A 16,443-nucleotide genomic window follows, 5' to 3' on the forward strand; every position below is an offset into this window, starting at 1 on the left:
AATCTGTGTCACGAGACCGTGACCGGAAGATATTCCCGCGCAACAACTCCCTTCTACTGTGTGGCCTCACGGATACAGCGCTGTATACGCCTCCCGGATACACCGGGGTCCTCTCCGGCCACACCTTCGAAGGAAGGGCTCTACATGTCTGTTGTCAGGTCCAGGCTCGCCACCCGCGCCATCGCGGCCCCCGCAGCACTCGTTGCAGTCGGACTCGTGCTGTCCGCCTGCGGAAGCCGCGCGGGTGACGAGGGCAGCACGACGGCCTCCGGTGCTGCGTCGTGCGTCGACACCTCGGGCGACACCATCAAGGTCGGCTCGCTCAACTCCCTGTCGGGCACGATGGCCATCTCCGAGGTCACCGTCCGCGATTCGATCGCGCTGGCCGTCGAGGAGATCAACGCCGACGGCGGTGTGCTCGGCAAGCAGATCGAGATCGTCTCCGAGGACGGTGCATCCGAGCCGACGGTGTTCGCGGAGAAGGCCGAGAAGCTCATCGGATCCGACTGCGTCGCAGCGGTGTTCGGCGGCTGGACGTCGTCGAGCCGCAAGGCGATGCTGCCGGTCTTCGAGGACCGCAACGCGCTGCTGTACTACCCCGTCCAGTACGAGGGCCTCGAGTCGTCGTCGAACATCTTCTACACCGGCGCGACCACCAACCAGCAGATCGTGCCCGCCCTGGACTACCTGAAGGAACAGGGCGTGAAGTCGCTCTACCTCGTCGGTAGCGACTACGTCTTCCCGCAGACCGCCAACCGCATCATCAAGGCGTACGCCGAGGCCAACGGCATCGAGATCAAGGGCGAGGACTACACCCCGCTCGGCTCCACCGACTTCTCCACCATCGTCAACAAAGTGCGCACCGCCGACGCCGACGCGGTGTTCAACACACTCAACGGCGACTCCAACGTCGCGTTCTTCCGCGAGTACACCAACGCCGGACTCAACGCGAAGGACATGCCGGTCGTGTCGGTGTCCATCGCCGAGGAGGAGGTGGGCGGCATCGGTGCGCAGAACATCGAGGGCCAGCTCACCGCGTGGAACTACTACCAGACCGTCGACTCCCCCGAAAACACCTCCTTCGTCGAGGCGTACAAGGCGAAGTACGGCGCGAACAAGCCGACCTCCGATCCCATGGAGGCCGCCTACACCTCGGTCTACCTGTGGAAGAACACCGTCGAGAAGGCCGAGTCCTTCGAGGTCGACGACGTCGTCGATGCCGCCGACGGCGTCACCTTCGACGCCCCCGAGGGCACCGTGACCATCGACGGCGACAACCACCACATCACCAAGACCGCCCGCATCGGTGAGATCCGTGGCGACGGCCTGATCTACACCGTCTGGGAGTCCGACGGCGCCATCGAGCCCGACCCGTACCTCGAGTCCTACGACTGGGCGTCGGGCCTGTCCGGTAACTGAGCGGAAGCCGAAGAGGGAGACGACATGGATGTCCTTGTAGGACAGCTCTTCACAGGATTGAGTATCGGATCGATCCTGTTGCTGGCAGCACTGGGGCTGTCGCTGACGTTCGGCCAGATGGGCGTGATCAACATGGCCCACGGCGAATTCATCATGGCCGGCAGCTACACGGCGTTCGTCGTGCAGCAGGTGATCTCGTCGGCCGGGGTGTCCCTGTTCGTCTCCCTCCTCGTCGGCTTCCTGGTGGGCGGCGTGATGGGCGTGATCCTCGAGGTCACCCTCATCCGCCGCATGTACCACCGCCCGCTCGACACCCTGCTGGTGACCTTCGGTGTGGGCCTGCTGCTGCAGCAGGCCGCCCGCGACATCTTCGGCGCCCCCGCCGTCAACGTCGTCGCACCGTCCTGGCTCTCCGGCGGCGTGGAGATCTTCGGGGCCGTCGTCCCGAAGACCCGACTGTTCATCCTCGCCCTCGCCGTGGTCTGCGTGGTCGCCCTGATCGCGTCGATGAAGTACACGCCGATGGGACGACGGATCCGGGCCGTGGTGCAGAACCGCGACCTCGCCGAGACGGTGGGCATCTCGTCGCGCCGCACCGACATCACGACCTTCTTCCTCGGCTCCGGTCTCGCCGGCCTCGCCGGTGTGGCCCTGACGCTCATCGGCTCGACCAGCCCGACGATCGGCCAGTCGTATCTCATCGACGCCTTCCTCGTGGTCGTCATCGGCGGTCTCGGCCGCATCGAGGGCGCAGTGCTCGCGGCCGTCGCACTGGGCCTGCTCAATTCGTTCATCGAGTACTCCACGACCGCGTCGATCGCGAAGGTCATCGTGTTCGTGCTCATCGTGATCTTCCTGCAGGTCCGTCCGCAGGGCCTGTTCGCCGTCAAGACGAGGAGCCTGGTCTGATGCCCTTGACACTCTCGACCCGCACCTTCACCCGACCCGGACCCGTACGCACCGCAACAGGATTCGCGATCGCCGCGATCGTCCTGTTCGGTCTCGCCCCCGCCGTCCTCTCCGATTTCCGTCTCGGCCTGCTCGGCAAGTTCCTGTGCTTCGCGATCGTCGCCGTCGGCATCGGTCTGGCCTGGGGTCGCGGTGGCATGCTCACCCTCGGCCAGGGTGTCTTCTTCGGCCTCGGCGCCTACATCATGGCGATGCACCTGAAGATCTCCGACGCCGAACTCCGCGGCGACACGGTCCCCGACTTCATGCAGATCGCGGGCATCCGGGAACTACCCGCCTACTGGGTGCCGTTCGCCTCTCCCGCCGTCACGCTGCTGGCGATCCTGATCGTGCCGGCGCTCATCGCCGCACTGCTCGGCTTCGGTGTGTTCGCCCGCCGCGTCAAGGGCGCCTACTTCGCCATCCTCTCCCAAGCGCTGGCCGCGGCCTTCGCGATCCTGCTCGTCGGCCAGCAGTCCACCGGAGGGTCCAACGGCCTCAACCGCTTCCGCACCTTCTTCGGCTACGACCTGTCCGATCCGGTCAACAAGCGGATGCTGTTCTTCATCGTCGCCGCGATCCTGCTGCTCGTCGTCGCCGCGACCCGCCAGCTCATGCAGTCCCGCTACGGCGAACTGCTCGTCGCGGTCCGCGACCAGGAGGAGCGGGTCCGCTTCCTGGGTTACGACCCCGCCCTGATCAAGGTGGCCGCCTACACCGTCGCGGCCTTCTTCGCCGGCATCGCCGGTGCGATGTTCGTGCCCATCGTCGGCATCATCTCCCCCGCCGACGTCGGCATCGTCCCGTCCATCGCGTTTCTCATCGGTGTAGCCATCGGCGGACGCACCACCCTGCTCGGCCCGGTTCTCGGCGCGGTGGGTGTGGCGTGGGCGCAGACCACCCTGTCGGAGAACTTCCCCTCCGCCTGGACCTACGCGCAGGGCCTGCTGTTCATCATCGTCGTCGGCTTCTTCCCCGCCGGCCTCGCCGGAGTCATCACCTTGCTCCGCCGACGCCGCCGCACCACCCCGACGGAACCCACACCGCCGACCGAACCCGAGCCCGCCGACCTTCCCGAGATGGAGCCCGTGCGATGAGCAAACCCGTCTACGGCGGCAACGCCGGAATGAGCAGCGACTACCTCGAGATCCGCGACCTGCGTGTCACCTTCGACGGCTTCACCGCCGTCGACGGCGTCGACCTCACCCTCCTCCAGGGCGACCTGCGGTTCCTCATCGGCCCCAACGGCGCCGGCAAGACGACCCTCGTCGACGCCGTCACCGGCCTGGTCCCGGCGACCGGCTCGATCACCAAGTCGGGCGTCGAACTGCTCGGCAAGAAGACCCACAAGATCGCGCGCCTCGGCGTGGGCCGCACCTTCCAGACCGCCTCGGTCTTCGAGGAGCTGTCGGTCCTGCAGAACCTCGACATCGCCGCCGGCGCGGGCCGCCCCCCGTGGCAGTTGCTGCGTCGCCGCAAGGACGTGCTGCCCGAGATCGAGGAAGCGCTCGAGACGATCGGCCTGACCGCCCACCGCGACACTCCCGCGGGCATCCTCGCCCACGGTCAGAAGCAGTGGCTCGAGATCGGCATGCTGCTCGTGCAGAACGCCGACGTGCTGCTCCTCGACGAACCCGTCGCCGGCATGAGCCACGACGAACGCGAGGAGACCGGGCAGCTGCTGCGCCGCATCGGCGCCCAGCGCACGGTGGTCGTCGTCGAGCACGACATGGACTTCATGCGCGCCTTCGCCACCTCTGTCACCGTCCTCGCCCGCGGCAAGGTCATCGCCGACGGCACCGTCGACCAGGTCCAGAACGACCCGCAGGTCCAGGAGGTCTACCTCGGGACCGCCACCGCTCCCCAGGAGGCATGATGCTCGAACTCGTCGACGTTCGCGCCGGTTACGGTCGCACCGAGATCCTGCACGGCATCTCCCTCACCGTCCCGACCGGGAAGACCGTCGCGGTCATGGGCCACAACGGCGCCGGCAAGACCACGCTGCTGCGCGCCGCCGTCGGCCTGCTGCCCGTCACGAAGGGGAAGATCCTCTTCGACGGTGAGGACATCACGTCGCTGCGACCGTCCGCGCGGGTCGCCCGCGGCCTGGCCTACGTCCCACAGGGGCAGCAGTCCTTCGGTCAGCTCACCTGCCGTGAGAACCTGCAGGTCGTCGCCGACACGCGCCGCGACGGCCGACAGTTGGTCGCCGACATGCTCGATCTGTTCCCCGCGCTCGTCCCGCTCCTCGATCGGCGCGCGGGTCTGCTCTCCGGCGGTCAGCGCCAGCAACTCGCCATCGCCCGCGCGCTGATCACCGAGCCGCGCATGCTCATCCTCGACGAGCCCACCGAGGGCATCCAGCCGTCGGTGGTCGCCGAGATCGAGAACACCATCGTCGAACTCGGCCGCAGCGGCCACCTCGGGGTGCTGCTCGTCGAACAGCACATCGGTTTCGCCCTCGACAACGCCCTGCACTACTACGTCCTCGAATCCGGGCGCATCACCTCGACGGGTGACGGTGGTGTCGACGCCGCCTCCACCGTCCGTGCGGCGATGGCGATCTGATGGCCGCCGACACACGGCGCGAGAGGGTCTACAAGGCCCTGCGCGATCGTCTGATGTCCGGGACACCCTCCCCCGACGAACGACTCAGTGAAGAACGCCTCGCCGAGCAGTACGGGGTGTCGCGCACGCCGGTGCGCGAGGCTCTCGCCCGACTGGTCTCCGACGGGCTCGTCGAGCGCCGCGACCAGGGGCTGTACCCCTACCGTCCGCGCTTCGACGACCTCGCCGACCTGTACGAGCTGCGGACCACCCTGGAGCTGCGCGGGATCCGCCGCGCGCTCGACGGCGAGTCGGTGCGGCACGATCCCGACGTCCTCGGTCCCGAACTCGACCGCTGGTACGAGATCCGCGAGGAGCCGCCCGAACCCGACGCCGGGTTCGTCACGCTCGACGAGCGCTTCCACATGACGTTGCTCGCCGCCTCCGGCAACCGTGCCCTGTGCGACGCGCTGGCCTCGGTGAACGCGAAGGTGCGCCCGGTGCGGATGTTCGACTATCTGACCCCCGACCGCATCGTCGCGACCGTCGACGAGCACATCGAGGTCGCCGAGCTGGTTCTCGCCGACAAGCTCGACGACGCCCACGACCTGCTGCTCGCCCACATCGACACCTCGCGATCGGTGGTCGTGCGCCGGGCCGAGGAGGCACGCGCCTTCGCGCGGATGGCCCGGGCCGTCCGAGACTGACACTTCCGGTCGTGTCACGTGACCGGACGGGTGCGGTGCGGCACACTGGCGCTCATGACACCCCGCATCCCGCCCGGACGTTTCAAGGAACTCGGCCCGATCAACTGGGTGACATGGAAGGCCCTGTCCGCCGCCGGCGGCACCTCGGACGCCCACCTGTTCAGCACCCTCGGCCGCACCGGACGACTGTTCCGCGGGTGGTTGCACTACGCCGGCATGCTCATGCCGTTCGGCCGTCTCGGCCGGTTCGAATCGGAAATGGTCATCCTGCGCGTCGCGCATCTGCGCGAGTGCGGTTACGAATTCGACCACCACACCCGCCTGGGTCGCCGTGCCGGCATCACCGACGAGGTGCGCGAGCGTATCGTCGCCGGACCCGACGCTCCCGGCTGGCAGGCGAGGCATCGTGCCCTTCTCGCCGCCGTCGACGAACTCATGGCGACGAAGAATCTGTCCGACGAGACGTGGGCGTCGCTCGCGCAGTTCTACGACGACCGCAGGCTCATCGAATTCTGCCTGTTGGTCACGCAGTACGACGCCCTCGCGACGACCATCGGTGTGCTGCGGATCGAACGCGACTTCTGATCAGTCCGCACCGGCCGACATCCGGTCGACGGCGCGATCCCTAACAAGGCTGTTACACAACGTCACAGCAGCGTCATTGCTGGTCCATAGCGTATACAGCCATGTCCACAAAGACGTATACAGAAGCGTCGGTCCCCTCGGCCTTCGCCTTCGACACCCTGCTGATCGCCAACCGTGGCGAGATCGCGTGTCGCATCATGCGGTCCGCGCACAAGCTGGGCCTGAAGACTGTGGCGGTCTACTCGGACGCCGACGCAGCGGCCGCACACGTCGAACTCGCCGACATCGCGGTCCGGCTCGGTCCCGCTCCCGCAGCCGAGTCCTACCTGCGGGCCGATCTCGTCATCGAGGCGGCGCTGGCCACCGGTGCGGGAGCGATCCACCCCGGCTACGGGTTCCTTTCGGAGAACGCCGAATTCGCCGCTACCTGCGAAGCGGCAGGAATAGCCTTCGTCGGGCCGACCCCCGACCAGCTGCGCGTCTTCGGCGACAAGCACACCGCCCGGGAGGCTGCCCGCGCGGTCGGCGCGCCTCTCGTCCCCGGCAGCGGCCTGCTCGAGTCTCTCGACGACGCGCTCGCCGCGGCCGAGGACGTCGGATATCCCGTGATGCTCAAGGCCGTCGGCGGAGGTGGCGGTATCGGGATGCAGGCCTGCCACAGCGCCGGCGACCTGCGTGAGGCGTACGAACGCGTCATCCGGCTCGCCACCGTGAACTTCTCGTCCTCCGGCGTCTTCCTCGAGCGGTTCGTCCCCCGCGCTCGGCACGTGGAGGTGCAGGTCTTCGGTGACGGACACGGCCGGACGATCAGCCTCGGCACCCGCGACTGCTCGTTGCAGCGCCGGAACCAGAAGGTCGTCGAGGAGGCACCCGCACCGAACCTCCCCGATCGCATCGTCGAGCAGATGCTCTCGTGCTCACGTGCTCTCGCGTCGTCGGTGCAGTACCGATCGGCCGGTACCGTCGAGTTCGTCTACGACGTGGACCGCGACGAGGTGTCCTTCCTCGAGATGAACACCCGATTGCAGGTCGAGCATCCGGTGACCGAGGAGGTCACGGGCGTCGACCTCGTCGAGTGGATGCTGCGCCTCGCACGCGGCGACGAGAGCATCCTCGACGGCCTGCCCGATTCCGGACCCGAGATCACCGGGCACGCTGTGGAAGCCCGTGTGTACGCGGAAGATCCGGGTCGCGACCACCGGCCGAGCGCGGGTCTGCTCACCCACGTCGAGTTCCCCGCCCACACCCGCACCGAGACGTGGGTGGACACGGGCACCGAGGTCGGCACCTTCTACGACCCGATGCTCGCGAAGGTGATCGTGCGCGGCGAGTCGCGGCGTACGGCATTCGCCGGGTTGGCGGAGGCACTCGACGACACCCGGGTCCACGGCGTGCAGACGAACCTGTCGCAGTTGCGCAGGATCTGCTCCGAGGAAACGGTTCTCGATGCGGAGCATGTCACCACGACGCTGGCGGACATCCACCCCACCGGACGTCGCATCGACGTGCTGCGCGCCGGCACGATGACCACCGTCCAGGACTTCCCGGGGCGGATCGGACTGTGGGAGGTCGGGATTCCGCCGTCCGGCCCGATGGACGATCTCTCCTTCCGCGCCGCGAACGTCGCCGTCGGCAACCCCGAGGGCGCACCCGGCCTCGAATGCACCCTGCTCGGCCCGCGCCTCGGGTTCTCCGATCCGACGATCGTGTGTGTCACGGGCGCCCCCGCCGAGGTCACCGTGGACGGGACGCCTGCGCCGATGTGGGAGCCCGTCGAGGTCCCGGCCGGTTCCGTTCTCGAGGTCGGTGCCCCCGTCGACGCCGGCCTGCGCACCTATGTCGCGGTCCGCGGCGGACTCGACGTGCCGCTCTACCAGGGCAGCGCATCGACGTTCACGCTCGGCGGCTTCGGTGGCCCGACCGGCAGGGCGCTCGTGACCGGCGACGTGCTCGGCCTCGCGTCCGGAGAGGCGCTCACCGATCCGGCGCCGGTCCCCACCGCGATCCGCCCCATCCTCGGGCACACCTGGCATCTCGCGGTAACCGAGGGCCCGCAACCGGCCCCCGCCTACTTCACCGCCGACGACCTGCAGCAGTTCTACGACGCGACGTGGACCGTGCAGACGCACGCCAACCGCACCGGCATTCGGCTCGACGGCCCGAAACCCACCTGGTCACGCACCGACGGCGGCGATGCCGGTCTGCACCCGTCCAACCTGCACGACAATCCGTACAGCGTCGGCGCGCTCAACGTCTCCGGCGACACCCCGATCCTTCTCGGCCCGGACGGTCCGAGTCTCGGTGGTTTCGCGTGCCCGCTCACGGTGGTCTCCGGTCATCGCTGGAAGCTCGGCCAGATCCGCCCCGGCGACTCGCTGCGGTTCGTGCCGGTCACCGACGAGGGTGCCGTCGAGTTGCGCAGCAGTGCGGTCCGCGGCGCCGACCTCCCGCCGGTCGCCCGGCAGAGCACACCCGACGGTGGGCGCCTCGGTCGCATCGAGCCGTTCCTGGACCACCCCGAGGTCGTGTATCTGCGCGGCGGTGACGACAACATCCTCGTCGAATACGGCGAGATGGTGCTCGATCTCGGTCTGCGCATGCGGGTGCACGCACTGTCGGAGGCGTTGGCCGCCACGCGTCTGCCCGGCATCGTCGACGTCACGCCGGGTGTGCGCTCGCTGCACATCCACTTCGATCCCGACGTGCTGCCGCAGTACCGCCTGCTCGGGGTGCTGCAGGATCTCGAGACGGAACTGCCCGCGACACGCGATCTGGTGGTGCCGAGCCGCACCGTCCGCCTGCCACTGTCGTTCGACGACCCGTCCATCGCCGAGGCCATCTCGCGCTACCGCAGCGGGGTGCGCGACGAGGCGCCCTGGCTGCCGTCGAACACCGAGTTCATCCGACGCATCAACGGTCTCGACTCGGTCGAGCAGGTCCGCGACACCGTCTTCGACGCCGAATATCTCGTCCTCGGCCTCGGTGACGTCTATCTCGGTGCGCCCCTGGCAGTTCCGCTCGACCCGCGGCACCGGCTGGTCACGACGAAATACAACCCGGCCCGCACGTGGACGCCGTCCGATGCAGTGGGCATCGGCGGCAAGTACCTGTGCGTCTACGGCATGGAATCGCCCGGCGGATACCAGCTGGTCGGACGGACGATCCCCATCTGGTCGGGCTACCGGCAGACGGGGCCGTTCGAGGAGGACAAGCCGTGGCTGTTCCGGTTCTTCGACCGCATCCTCTGGGAACCGGTGACGCCCGAGCAGTTGCTCGAGCACCGGGCCGCGGCGAAGGCGGGCCGCTTCGACGCCGACATCTCCGACGGCACATTCGCTCTCGCCGACCACCTGCGTTTCCTCGAGGACAACGCCGACTCCATCGACGCCTTCCACGCTGCGCAGTCCCGCGCGTTCGACGCGGAGAAGCGGGCCTGGCTCGAGGCCGGGGAGTTCGACCGCATCGACAGCGGGCCGATCGAGGTGTCCACCGCCGGTGACCCCCTCGACGGCATGCCGGCCGGTGCCGTCGTCGTCGAGGCACCGATGGTCGGCAACGTCTGGCGCGTGGAGCTCGCCGAGGGCGACACCGTCACTGCCGGGGACACCGCGGTGATCCTCGAGGCGATGAAGCTCGAGATGCCCGTGCCGTCGGAGACCACCGGCACGGTCCTGAAAGTTCTCGTGAGCCCGGGCACGAAGGTTGCACCCGGGACCCCCCTTCTCGTGATCGGAGCAGTCTGATGAGCATGGGCAGTACCCTCGACAACCCGGGTGTCGGATTCGCGGCGCCCGCCCCCTCGGTGAGGGTGTCCGCCACCGATCGCGTTCGTGCCGCACTGGGCCGCATCGACGAGGTGGATCGACCCGAGGTGTGGATCACGCTGCGCAGCGCCGACGATCTCCTCGCCGACGCCGCCGCCGTGGACGCGCGGGTCGCCGCCGGTGAGTCGCTTCCGCTCGCCGGTCTGGTCGTGGCGGTCAAGGACAACGTGGACGTCGCGGGAATCCCCACCACCGCGGCGTGTCCCGAGTTCGCGTACGTCCCGGAGCAAACAGCTTCGGGCGTCGAGCGTCTGGTCGCCGCCGGCGCCGTCGTGCTGGGCAAGACCAATCTCGACCAGTTCGCCACCGGCCTCGTCGGCACCCGCAGCCCCTACGGGGCGGTGCGGTGCGCATGGGATCCCGAGAAGGTCTCGGGCGGTTCGAGTTCCGGTTCGGCGGCCGCGGTGGCGCTCGGCATCGCCGACATCGGACTGGGCACCGACACGGCCGGTTCGGGACGTGTCCCCGCCGCGCTGCACGGAATCGTCGGCATCAAGGCCACTCTCGGAGTGATCCCGGCGCACGGTGTGGTCCCGGCCTGCGTGGACTACGACTGTCTCACGGTCTTCGCGACGTCGCTCGACCTGGCGGCGACCGCGGTCCGGATCATGGCCGGACCCGAACCCCGCGACCCGCGCAGCAGGACCTGGCCCGCGGACGTGCGACTCGCCGCGCCGAACACTCTGCGCGTCGCGGTGCCGCGCCCCGAGGACCTCGAGGCGCTGTGCGAGGAGTACTGCGACGCCTTCACCCGCACGGTGGCCGCGGCGCGTGAGTCCGGTATCGAGATCGCGGAGGTGGACGTCTCACCGCTGCTCGACGCTGCCCTGCTCCTGTACGACGGTGCCGTCGTGGCCCAGCGCTACGCGGCTGTCGGCGAGTTCCTGTCGACGTCCCCGGAGGGCGCCGATCCCACCGTCGCCGCGATCGTCGCCGGGGCGAAGAAGCCCGCCGCCTACGAACTCGTCGAGGATCTCGACACGCTCACCCACGTGAAGGCATTCGCGCGTGAACTGCTCGCCGGGTTCGACGGGTTGCTGCTCCCGACGACGACGGAACACCCGACGATCGCCGCGGTGCAGGCAGATCCGATCACGATCAATCGGCGGATGGGCACCTACACGAACTTCTGCAACCTGCTGGACATGGCGGCGGTGGCGGTGCCCGGGGTGCCGACGCCGGCCGGTGAGCCGTTCGGGGTCATGGTCGTGGTCCCGTCCTTCGGCGACCAGGTGGCCGTGGACGTCGCGGCCGCGCTGAACGGTGTGGACGCACCGCGCGTCGTCGAGTCCGGCGTCGAGCTCGCGGTCTTCGGAGCACACCTGCGCGGTCAGCCGCTGCACTTCCAGCTCGAGGAACTCGGGGCGCGCTTTGTCGAGGAGGTGCACACCTCCGACGCGTACCGTCTCGCCGCACTGAACACGACGCCGCCGAAGCCGGGCCTGGTGCGTCACGCACCGGGCGAGGGTGCCGCGATCGTGGGCGAACTGTTCCGGCTCTCCGAAGCCGGTCTGGGGCGCTTCCTCGCCGCGCTGCCCGCCCCGATGACGTTGACGAGCGTCGAACTGGCGGACGGACGGTGGGTCGTCGGTTTCGGGTGCACGCAGGACGCAGCCGCCGACGCGGTGGACATCACCGAATTCGGCGGTTGGAAGGCCTACCGGGCGTCCTGACCCCCGGCTCCGGAGTGCAGTTCTCGTCGGCGATCTCGCGCATCGTCGACGAGAACTGCGCACCGGACGACGTGATCAGCGGGGTGGCGGATCGACCTTCACACCGCCGCCCTCGTGTTCCGGTCCGGCGTCGGGATGGTCGGCGGGCAGACGGTCGCGGAACCGTGCGGCCTCGCTGGGAACGGGACCGCCGGTGGGGTCCTGCGAACGACGATACGGTCCGGGCTTCGGACGGGGCTTGCCGCCCGGGAACGCGAGCCGGGCGATGGTGCGGTGCACCATGAACCATTGCTTGCCCAGTCTGCCCGAGTTGTAGGGCAGTTCGTAGCGCTCGCAGATGTCCTTGACCTTCGGCGCGACCTCCGCGTAACGGGTGCTCGGCATGTCGGGGAACAGGTGGTGCTCCACTTGGTAGCCGAGATTGCCGCTGAGGATGTGGAACAGCGGGGTGCCTTCGATGTTCGCGGCGCCGATGAGCTGTCGCACGTACCATCCTCCGCGCGACTCGTTCTCGACCTCCTTCTTCGAGAAGGTGTAGGTCTGGTCGGGGAAGTGCCCGCAGAAGATGATGGCGTGCGCCCACACGTTGCGGATGATGTTTGCCGTGATGTCGGCGAGAACCGTCGCGAGGAAGGTCTTCTCGACGCCGGGCAGATACCGGTCGGCAAGATGGGCTGCGGTGCGGAACTTTCCGGACCTGCCCCTACCCATCGGCCCCTTGCTCATCGATCGCAGCCGCCGGCCCAGACGCGAGGTCTTCGGCTGGGGCAATCGGCCCTGCAGCGCGACCTGCGCGAGACCGAACAGCGCGGCGCTCACCAGCGGCCAGCCGACGTAGTCCTTGACGAACTGCGCGCGGGCCTTGCCGAAGATGCCCTTCAGCTCCTCGATCACCTGACCGGTCGACTTCTCGCCGGCCCACAACGCCTCGAGGTCGAGGTCGTGCAGCGCCACACCCCATTCGAAGAGCACGGTGAGCAGCGCGTTGTAGAGCGGTTGCGCCAGATAGACGGGGTGCCACTTCTGGTGCGGGTCGATCCGCATGATCTCGTAGCCGAGATCCTTGTCGAGACCGCGGATGTTCGTGAACGTGTGGTGGATGTAGTTGTGCGAGTGCTTCCACGCCTCCGCGGTGGAGGCGGTGTCCCAGTCCCACACCGACGAGTGGATGTCCGGATCGTTCATCCAGTCCCACTGGCCGTGCATGACGTTGTGGCCGATCTCCATGTTCTCGAGGATCTTCGCCACTCCGAGACAGGCCGTCCCGGCCACCCATGCGGGCTTGTACGACGACGCGAAGAGCAGTACCCGCCCCGCCACGACCAGCTGCCGCTGCGCGGCGATGACGTTCTTGATGTACTGCCGGTCCTTGTCGCCGAGACTCGAGTACACCTCGTCGTGGATGGCGTCGAATTCCTTGGCGATCTGCTCGAGATCGTCGTCGCTCAGATGCGCGAGCGGACTCTGCGGTTCCCGCGTTCCGGTGCCGGTCCTGTCGATGCTTCTCGTCACGACGCCCCCTGCTTCGAAGCCGGTTGCTTCACAGTTCTATTTCGATGTCACCCTCCGCGGTGTGGATGCAGGTACGCACCGTAGCCCCGGTGGGCTCGCTCACCTCGTCGGTCCGCAGGTCCCGGAGTTGCCCGGATTTCAGCGTTCCGACGCACGTGTGGCAGATGCCGATACGGCAGCCGTACGGCAACTTCAGGCCGGCGTTCTCGCCTGCGACCAGGATGGGTGTTCCCCCGTCGCACTCCACCTCTTTCTCGCTGTCGAGGAAGTGGATGGTGCCGCCCTCGCCGCTCCCGGCATTCCCACCGATGATCGGCTGGAAACGTTCGAGGTGGAATCTTTCGGGATCACCGTGTTCGTCCCAGTGTTCTTCGAGGGCGTCGAGCAGGTCGCGCGGGCCCGAGCAGAAAGCGTCGCGTTCGCGCCAGTCGGGGCACAGATCGTCGAGGTCGTCGGGGGTGATGCGGCCGCGGTCGCCGCTGAGCCACAGCTCGAGACACATTCCGGGATGCCGCTCGTCGAGGTCGCGCAGGGTCGAGCCGAAGATCACCTCGTCCTCGGTGTGGGCGGAATGCACGACGACGACGTCGTCGATGCGGTCGCGGTGGTCGAGGCTGCGCAGCATGCTCATGATCGGCGTGATCCCGCTGCCCGCGCTGATGAACAGCATCTTCGGGGGCAGCGGGTCGGGCAGGGTGAACACGCCCTCGACCTCGCCGAGCCGGACGATGTCGCCGGGCTCGAGTTTGCGGACCAGATACGGCGAGACCACGCCGTTCTCGACGAGCTTGGGTGTGACGCTGATGAGCCCGTCGACCGGATCGGGATCGGAGGTGAGCGAGTACGCCCGCCAGTGGTAGACCCCGTCGATGATCACCCCGAGCCGCACGTACTGGCCCGGCTCGTGCCCGCGCCACTCGTAGGCCGGGCGGATGAGCACCGATGCGGCGTCGCCGCCCTCGGGGACGACCCGCTCCACACGGCCGCGCAGTTCGCGGGTCGTCCAGAGCGGGTTGATCATCTCGAGATAGTCGTCGGGCCGCAGAGGTGTGAACAGGTGCCGCACCGTGCGCAGCAACCATCTCCGAACCGGGTGCACGTGTGGGCGAGCGCCGCGTTCCGCCATGGCGCAACACTACGCGGGCGCGCACACCTCACGTGCACATTCGTCGCCGATGTGGGATCGGTGACAACTCAGCGCAGGATCGTCAGCTGCACCACGGAATCGGCGTTCGCGACGAGACGGTGCACGATGCCGGCGTCGACGTGGACGGCGGTACCCGGTACGAGCGACACGGTCTCGTCGGCGGTGCTGAACGAGATGTCGCCGGTGACGGCCTGCACGAGGATCGGAGCGCCGGCCTTGTGGTCGTCCATCGTCTGCCCGGCCGTGAAGGAAAGCCGCACCACGGTGGCGCCGGTGACCGCCGCGAGCTTCTCGATGCGCGGCCCGCTCCCCTCGCCCGCGTTGAGCTCCGCAAGCCCCTCGATACGGGTGAGCCTGCCCTCGACCTGCTGTGTACTCATCACGCTTCCTTCTTCGTGGCGACGATCTCGATCGCGACCAGATGCTCCTTGTACTTCGTGAACGTCGACCGCATCTGGAGCACCCGGCCGCGGGCGTCGGAGTCGCGAAGGACGTTGCGGACGAACTTCAACGTGCCGGGCACGCCCTCGTCGGCGAGGATGCGCTTGGGTTCGAGCAAGGCCATGGGGGCGAAACCGATCTTCTCGACCTCGAATCCGTTCTCCTCGAACAGGCTCCGCCATTCGGCCACGGTGAGCGGGCGGGCGTTGACCTTGATCGAGCGCGCGAGCGACTTGCGGATCTCGGTCTTGACCTCGTCGTCGACCTCGTCGGGTTCGATCGCGAGTTCGTGGATGGCGTACCGGCCGGCCGCCCGGAGCACCCGCCGTGCCTCCTGCACGATCTCCGCCTTGTGCCTGTCGGTCTGCATGGTGAGCATCGCCTCGCCGACCACGACATCGGCGACCTCGTCGTCGAGTCCGGTCTTCGAGGCCTCGCCGCTGACCACCCTGCCGCCACCGGCGATGGCCTTGCGCGTCAGTTCGACTGCCGTCTCGTCGGATTCGACGCCGGTGTAGCTACCGGGCGAGTACGCGAGGATCTCCTGCGCCGTCCGGCCGAGACCGGGCGCGAACTCGACGACGTCCGCGCCGCGCAACCGCGCGTCGGCGAGCACGCGTGCCGTCAGTTCCTTGCCGCCGGGCCGCAGCACACGCTTGCCCAGGCGGGCGAGCAGCCAGTGTCCCGGCAGGTGGGCGGTGTCCCTACCCGCTAGGGGCAGAGCGTCTTCCGATGCGTGCTTGTCCGCCATGTTCTGCGCTCCTTCTTGCGAGGGCAAGGATGGCCACGGTTCCGAGGCTCTCCGGACCGGTCGTAACGTGGACGGTGAGTCGGTTGTCACCTCCATGGCGCCGACTATAGAGGATTTTCCTCCTTTTAATAAGGTGACCCTCACCTGAGAGTCACCGCGGGCGCGACAGGAGAGCAGACTTGGCACGGCGGGTGAAGCAACGCGAGCGGATTCTCGGACTGTTGCGGGAGTCCTCGGGCCCGGTCGACGCCCATCATCTCGCCGCCACGCTCGACCTGCACGTCACGACCGTCCGCTTCCATCTCGCGGGCCTCGAGGAGGAAGGTCTCGTCCGTACACAGCAGCTTCCGGCCGAGCGGGTCGGGCGTCCGCGCCTCGGTTACGTCGCGGTGAAGGAACCGTCCTATACCGATCTCGTCGCGCTGCTCGCCGCGCGGATCGGGGGTACCCCGAGCGAGCGCGAGGACAAGGCGTTCGAGGTGGGCTCGGACTGGGCGAGCATGCTCACCCTCGCACCCGCGCCGACCGTCGACGCCGGCACGCTCGTCATCGACGCCCTGCAGCAGTTGGGTTTCGAGACGCAGAGTGCGACGAACGCCTTCGGCACCCACAGCCTCACGTTGTGCACGTGCCCGCTCGCGGAGATCGCCCGCGCGAATCCCGAAGTGGTGCGCGGCATCCAACGCGGATTGATCCAGCGCGTCCTCGACGACCACGCCGACCTGCTGCGCAGCCGCTACGCCGTCGACGTCCGGCCCGACCCGCAGGACGGCAACTGTCTCGTGCAGCTGGTGCTGCGCCCGGAGAAGGGCGGAACGACGTCAGCCCGCGACGACGGTCGAGTCGTCACGGGCTGAGCCGGTACATCCGAGCGGGGATCCGCCCACAC

Annotated in this window: 14 protein-coding genes; 10 read left to right on the top strand and 4 right to left on the bottom strand. The window is 68.2% G+C overall.

Annotated elements, in window-relative coordinates; all coding sequences use genetic code 11:
- Positions 1 to 144: 144 nt before the first annotated feature.
- The 9 genes from urtA (at position 145) to atzF (ending at position 11,703) form a co-directional block, all read left to right on the top strand.
- The gene (gene urtA / locus LPH33_RS18985; protein ID WP_229565416.1) at positions 145 to 1,419 is read left to right on the top strand and encodes an urea ABC transporter substrate-binding protein; all 1,275 of its coding nucleotides are present in this window, start codon (positions 145 to 147) and stop codon (positions 1,417 to 1,419) included.
- Positions 1,420 to 1,443: 24 nt separating this feature from the next.
- Positions 1,444 to 2,328, top strand: coding sequence for an urea ABC transporter permease subunit UrtB (gene urtB, locus LPH33_RS18990; RefSeq protein WP_016693074.1), 885 nt, complete (start codon positions 1,444 to 1,446; stop codon positions 2,326 to 2,328).
- On the top strand, positions 2,328 to 3,464 hold the full coding sequence (gene urtC, locus LPH33_RS18995; RefSeq protein WP_229565418.1) for an urea ABC transporter permease subunit UrtC: 1,137 nt from the start codon (positions 2,328 to 2,330) through the stop codon (positions 3,462 to 3,464). The genes urtB and urtC overlap by 1 nt, the downstream gene beginning before the upstream one ends.
- On the top strand, positions 3,461 to 4,243 hold the full coding sequence (gene urtD, locus LPH33_RS19000) for an urea ABC transporter ATP-binding protein UrtD (protein WP_060650619.1): 783 nt from the start codon (positions 3,461 to 3,463) through the stop codon (positions 4,241 to 4,243). The genes urtC and urtD overlap by 4 nt, the downstream gene beginning before the upstream one ends.
- A complete protein-coding gene (gene urtE, locus LPH33_RS19005) occupies positions 4,243 to 4,935 on the top strand; it encodes an urea ABC transporter ATP-binding subunit UrtE (RefSeq protein WP_229568397.1) in 693 nt (230 codons plus the stop codon). The genes urtD and urtE overlap by 1 nt, the downstream gene beginning before the upstream one ends.
- Positions 4,935 to 5,621 carry a GntR family transcriptional regulator gene (locus tag LPH33_RS19010; protein WP_039585441.1) on the top strand — a complete coding sequence of 229 codons (687 nt, stop codon included), beginning with the start codon at positions 4,935 to 4,937 and terminating at the stop codon, positions 5,619 to 5,621. Before urtE ends, LPH33_RS19010 begins: the two co-directional genes overlap by 1 nt.
- A 54-nt stretch (positions 5,622 to 5,675) precedes the next feature.
- On the top strand, positions 5,676 to 6,206 hold the full coding sequence (locus LPH33_RS19015; protein WP_060650859.1) for a carboxymuconolactone decarboxylase family protein: 531 nt from the start codon (positions 5,676 to 5,678) through the stop codon (positions 6,204 to 6,206).
- A gap of 101 nt (positions 6,207 to 6,307) precedes the next feature.
- Complete coding sequence (gene uca, locus LPH33_RS19020) at positions 6,308 to 9,949, top strand: urea carboxylase (protein ID WP_229565420.1); 3,642 nt, start codon at positions 6,308 to 6,310, stop codon at positions 9,947 to 9,949.
- 5 nt (positions 9,950 to 9,954) lie between these two features.
- Positions 9,955 to 11,703 carry an allophanate hydrolase gene (gene atzF, locus LPH33_RS19025; RefSeq protein ID WP_194293728.1) on the top strand — a complete coding sequence of 583 codons (1,749 nt, stop codon included), beginning with the start codon at positions 9,955 to 9,957 and terminating at the stop codon, positions 11,701 to 11,703.
- A gap of 75 nt (positions 11,704 to 11,778) precedes the next feature.
- On the opposite strand, the gene LPH33_RS19030 is transcribed toward atzF, so the two are convergent.
- The 4 genes from LPH33_RS19030 to LPH33_RS19045 form a co-directional block, all read right to left on the bottom strand.
- Positions 11,779 to 13,215: a fatty acid desaturase family protein gene (locus tag LPH33_RS19030; protein ID WP_229565421.1), complete on the bottom strand. Its 1,437-nt coding sequence runs from the start codon at positions 13,213 to 13,215 to the stop codon at positions 11,779 to 11,781.
- A 28-nt stretch (positions 13,216 to 13,243) separates the two neighbouring features.
- On the bottom strand, positions 13,244 to 14,341 hold the full coding sequence (locus tag LPH33_RS19035; protein ID WP_229565423.1) for a ferredoxin reductase: 1,098 nt from the start codon (positions 14,339 to 14,341) through the stop codon (positions 13,244 to 13,246).
- A gap of 68 nt (positions 14,342 to 14,409) precedes the next feature.
- On the bottom strand, positions 14,410 to 14,742 hold the full coding sequence (locus LPH33_RS19040; RefSeq protein WP_229565425.1) for a cupin: 333 nt from the start codon (positions 14,740 to 14,742) through the stop codon (positions 14,410 to 14,412).
- The gene (locus LPH33_RS19045; protein ID WP_229565427.1) at positions 14,742 to 15,554 is read right to left on the bottom strand and encodes a class I SAM-dependent methyltransferase; all 813 of its coding nucleotides are present in this window, start codon (positions 15,552 to 15,554) and stop codon (positions 14,742 to 14,744) included. The genes LPH33_RS19040 and LPH33_RS19045 overlap by 1 nt, the downstream gene beginning before the upstream one ends.
- Positions 15,555 to 15,733: 179 nt before the next feature.
- On the opposite strand from LPH33_RS19045, the gene LPH33_RS19050 reads away from it, so the two are divergent.
- Positions 15,734 to 16,411, top strand: coding sequence for a helix-turn-helix transcriptional regulator (locus LPH33_RS19050; RefSeq protein WP_229565429.1), 678 nt, complete (start codon positions 15,734 to 15,736; stop codon positions 16,409 to 16,411).
- Positions 16,412 to 16,443: the final 32 nt, after the last annotated feature.

It is taken from the genome of Rhodococcus sp. RDE2 (assembly GCF_020885655.1).
In the GTDB taxonomy this organism is placed as follows: domain Bacteria; phylum Actinomycetota; class Actinomycetes; order Mycobacteriales; family Mycobacteriaceae; genus Rhodococcus; species Rhodococcus pyridinivorans.

What these genes read in the sequence shown, in the direction of transcription:
- urtA (WP_229565416.1), top strand. Translation starts at nt 145, where the DNA reads ATGTCTGTTGTCAGGTCCAGGCTCGCCACCCGCGCCATCGCGGCCCCC.
- urtB (WP_016693074.1), top strand. Translation starts at nt 1,444, where the DNA reads ATGGATGTCCTTGTAGGACAGCTCTTCACAGGATTGAGTATCGGATCG.
- urtC (WP_229565418.1), top strand. Translation starts at nt 2,328, where the DNA reads ATGCCCTTGACACTCTCGACCCGCACCTTCACCCGACCCGGACCCGTA.
- urtD (WP_060650619.1), top strand. Translation starts at nt 3,461, where the DNA reads ATGAGCAAACCCGTCTACGGCGGCAACGCCGGAATGAGCAGCGACTAC.
- urtE (WP_229568397.1), top strand. Translation starts at nt 4,243, where the DNA reads ATGCTCGAACTCGTCGACGTTCGCGCCGGTTACGGTCGCACCGAGATC.
- LPH33_RS19010 (WP_039585441.1), top strand. Translation starts at nt 4,935, where the DNA reads ATGGCCGCCGACACACGGCGCGAGAGGGTCTACAAGGCCCTGCGCGAT.
- LPH33_RS19015 (WP_060650859.1), top strand. Translation starts at nt 5,676, where the DNA reads ATGACACCCCGCATCCCGCCCGGACGTTTCAAGGAACTCGGCCCGATC.
- uca (WP_229565420.1), top strand. Translation starts at nt 6,308, where the DNA reads ATGTCCACAAAGACGTATACAGAAGCGTCGGTCCCCTCGGCCTTCGCC.
- atzF (WP_194293728.1), top strand. Translation starts at nt 9,955, where the DNA reads ATGGGCAGTACCCTCGACAACCCGGGTGTCGGATTCGCGGCGCCCGCC.
- LPH33_RS19035 (WP_229565423.1), bottom strand. Translation starts at nt 14,341, where the DNA reads ATGGCGGAACGCGGCGCTCGCCCACACGTGCACCCGGTTCGGAGATGG.
- LPH33_RS19040 (WP_229565425.1), bottom strand. Translation starts at nt 14,742, where the DNA reads ATGAGTACACAGCAGGTCGAGGGCAGGCTCACCCGTATCGAGGGGCTT.
- LPH33_RS19045 (WP_229565427.1), bottom strand. Translation starts at nt 15,554, where the DNA reads ATGGCGGACAAGCACGCATCGGAAGACGCTCTGCCCCTAGCGGGTAGG.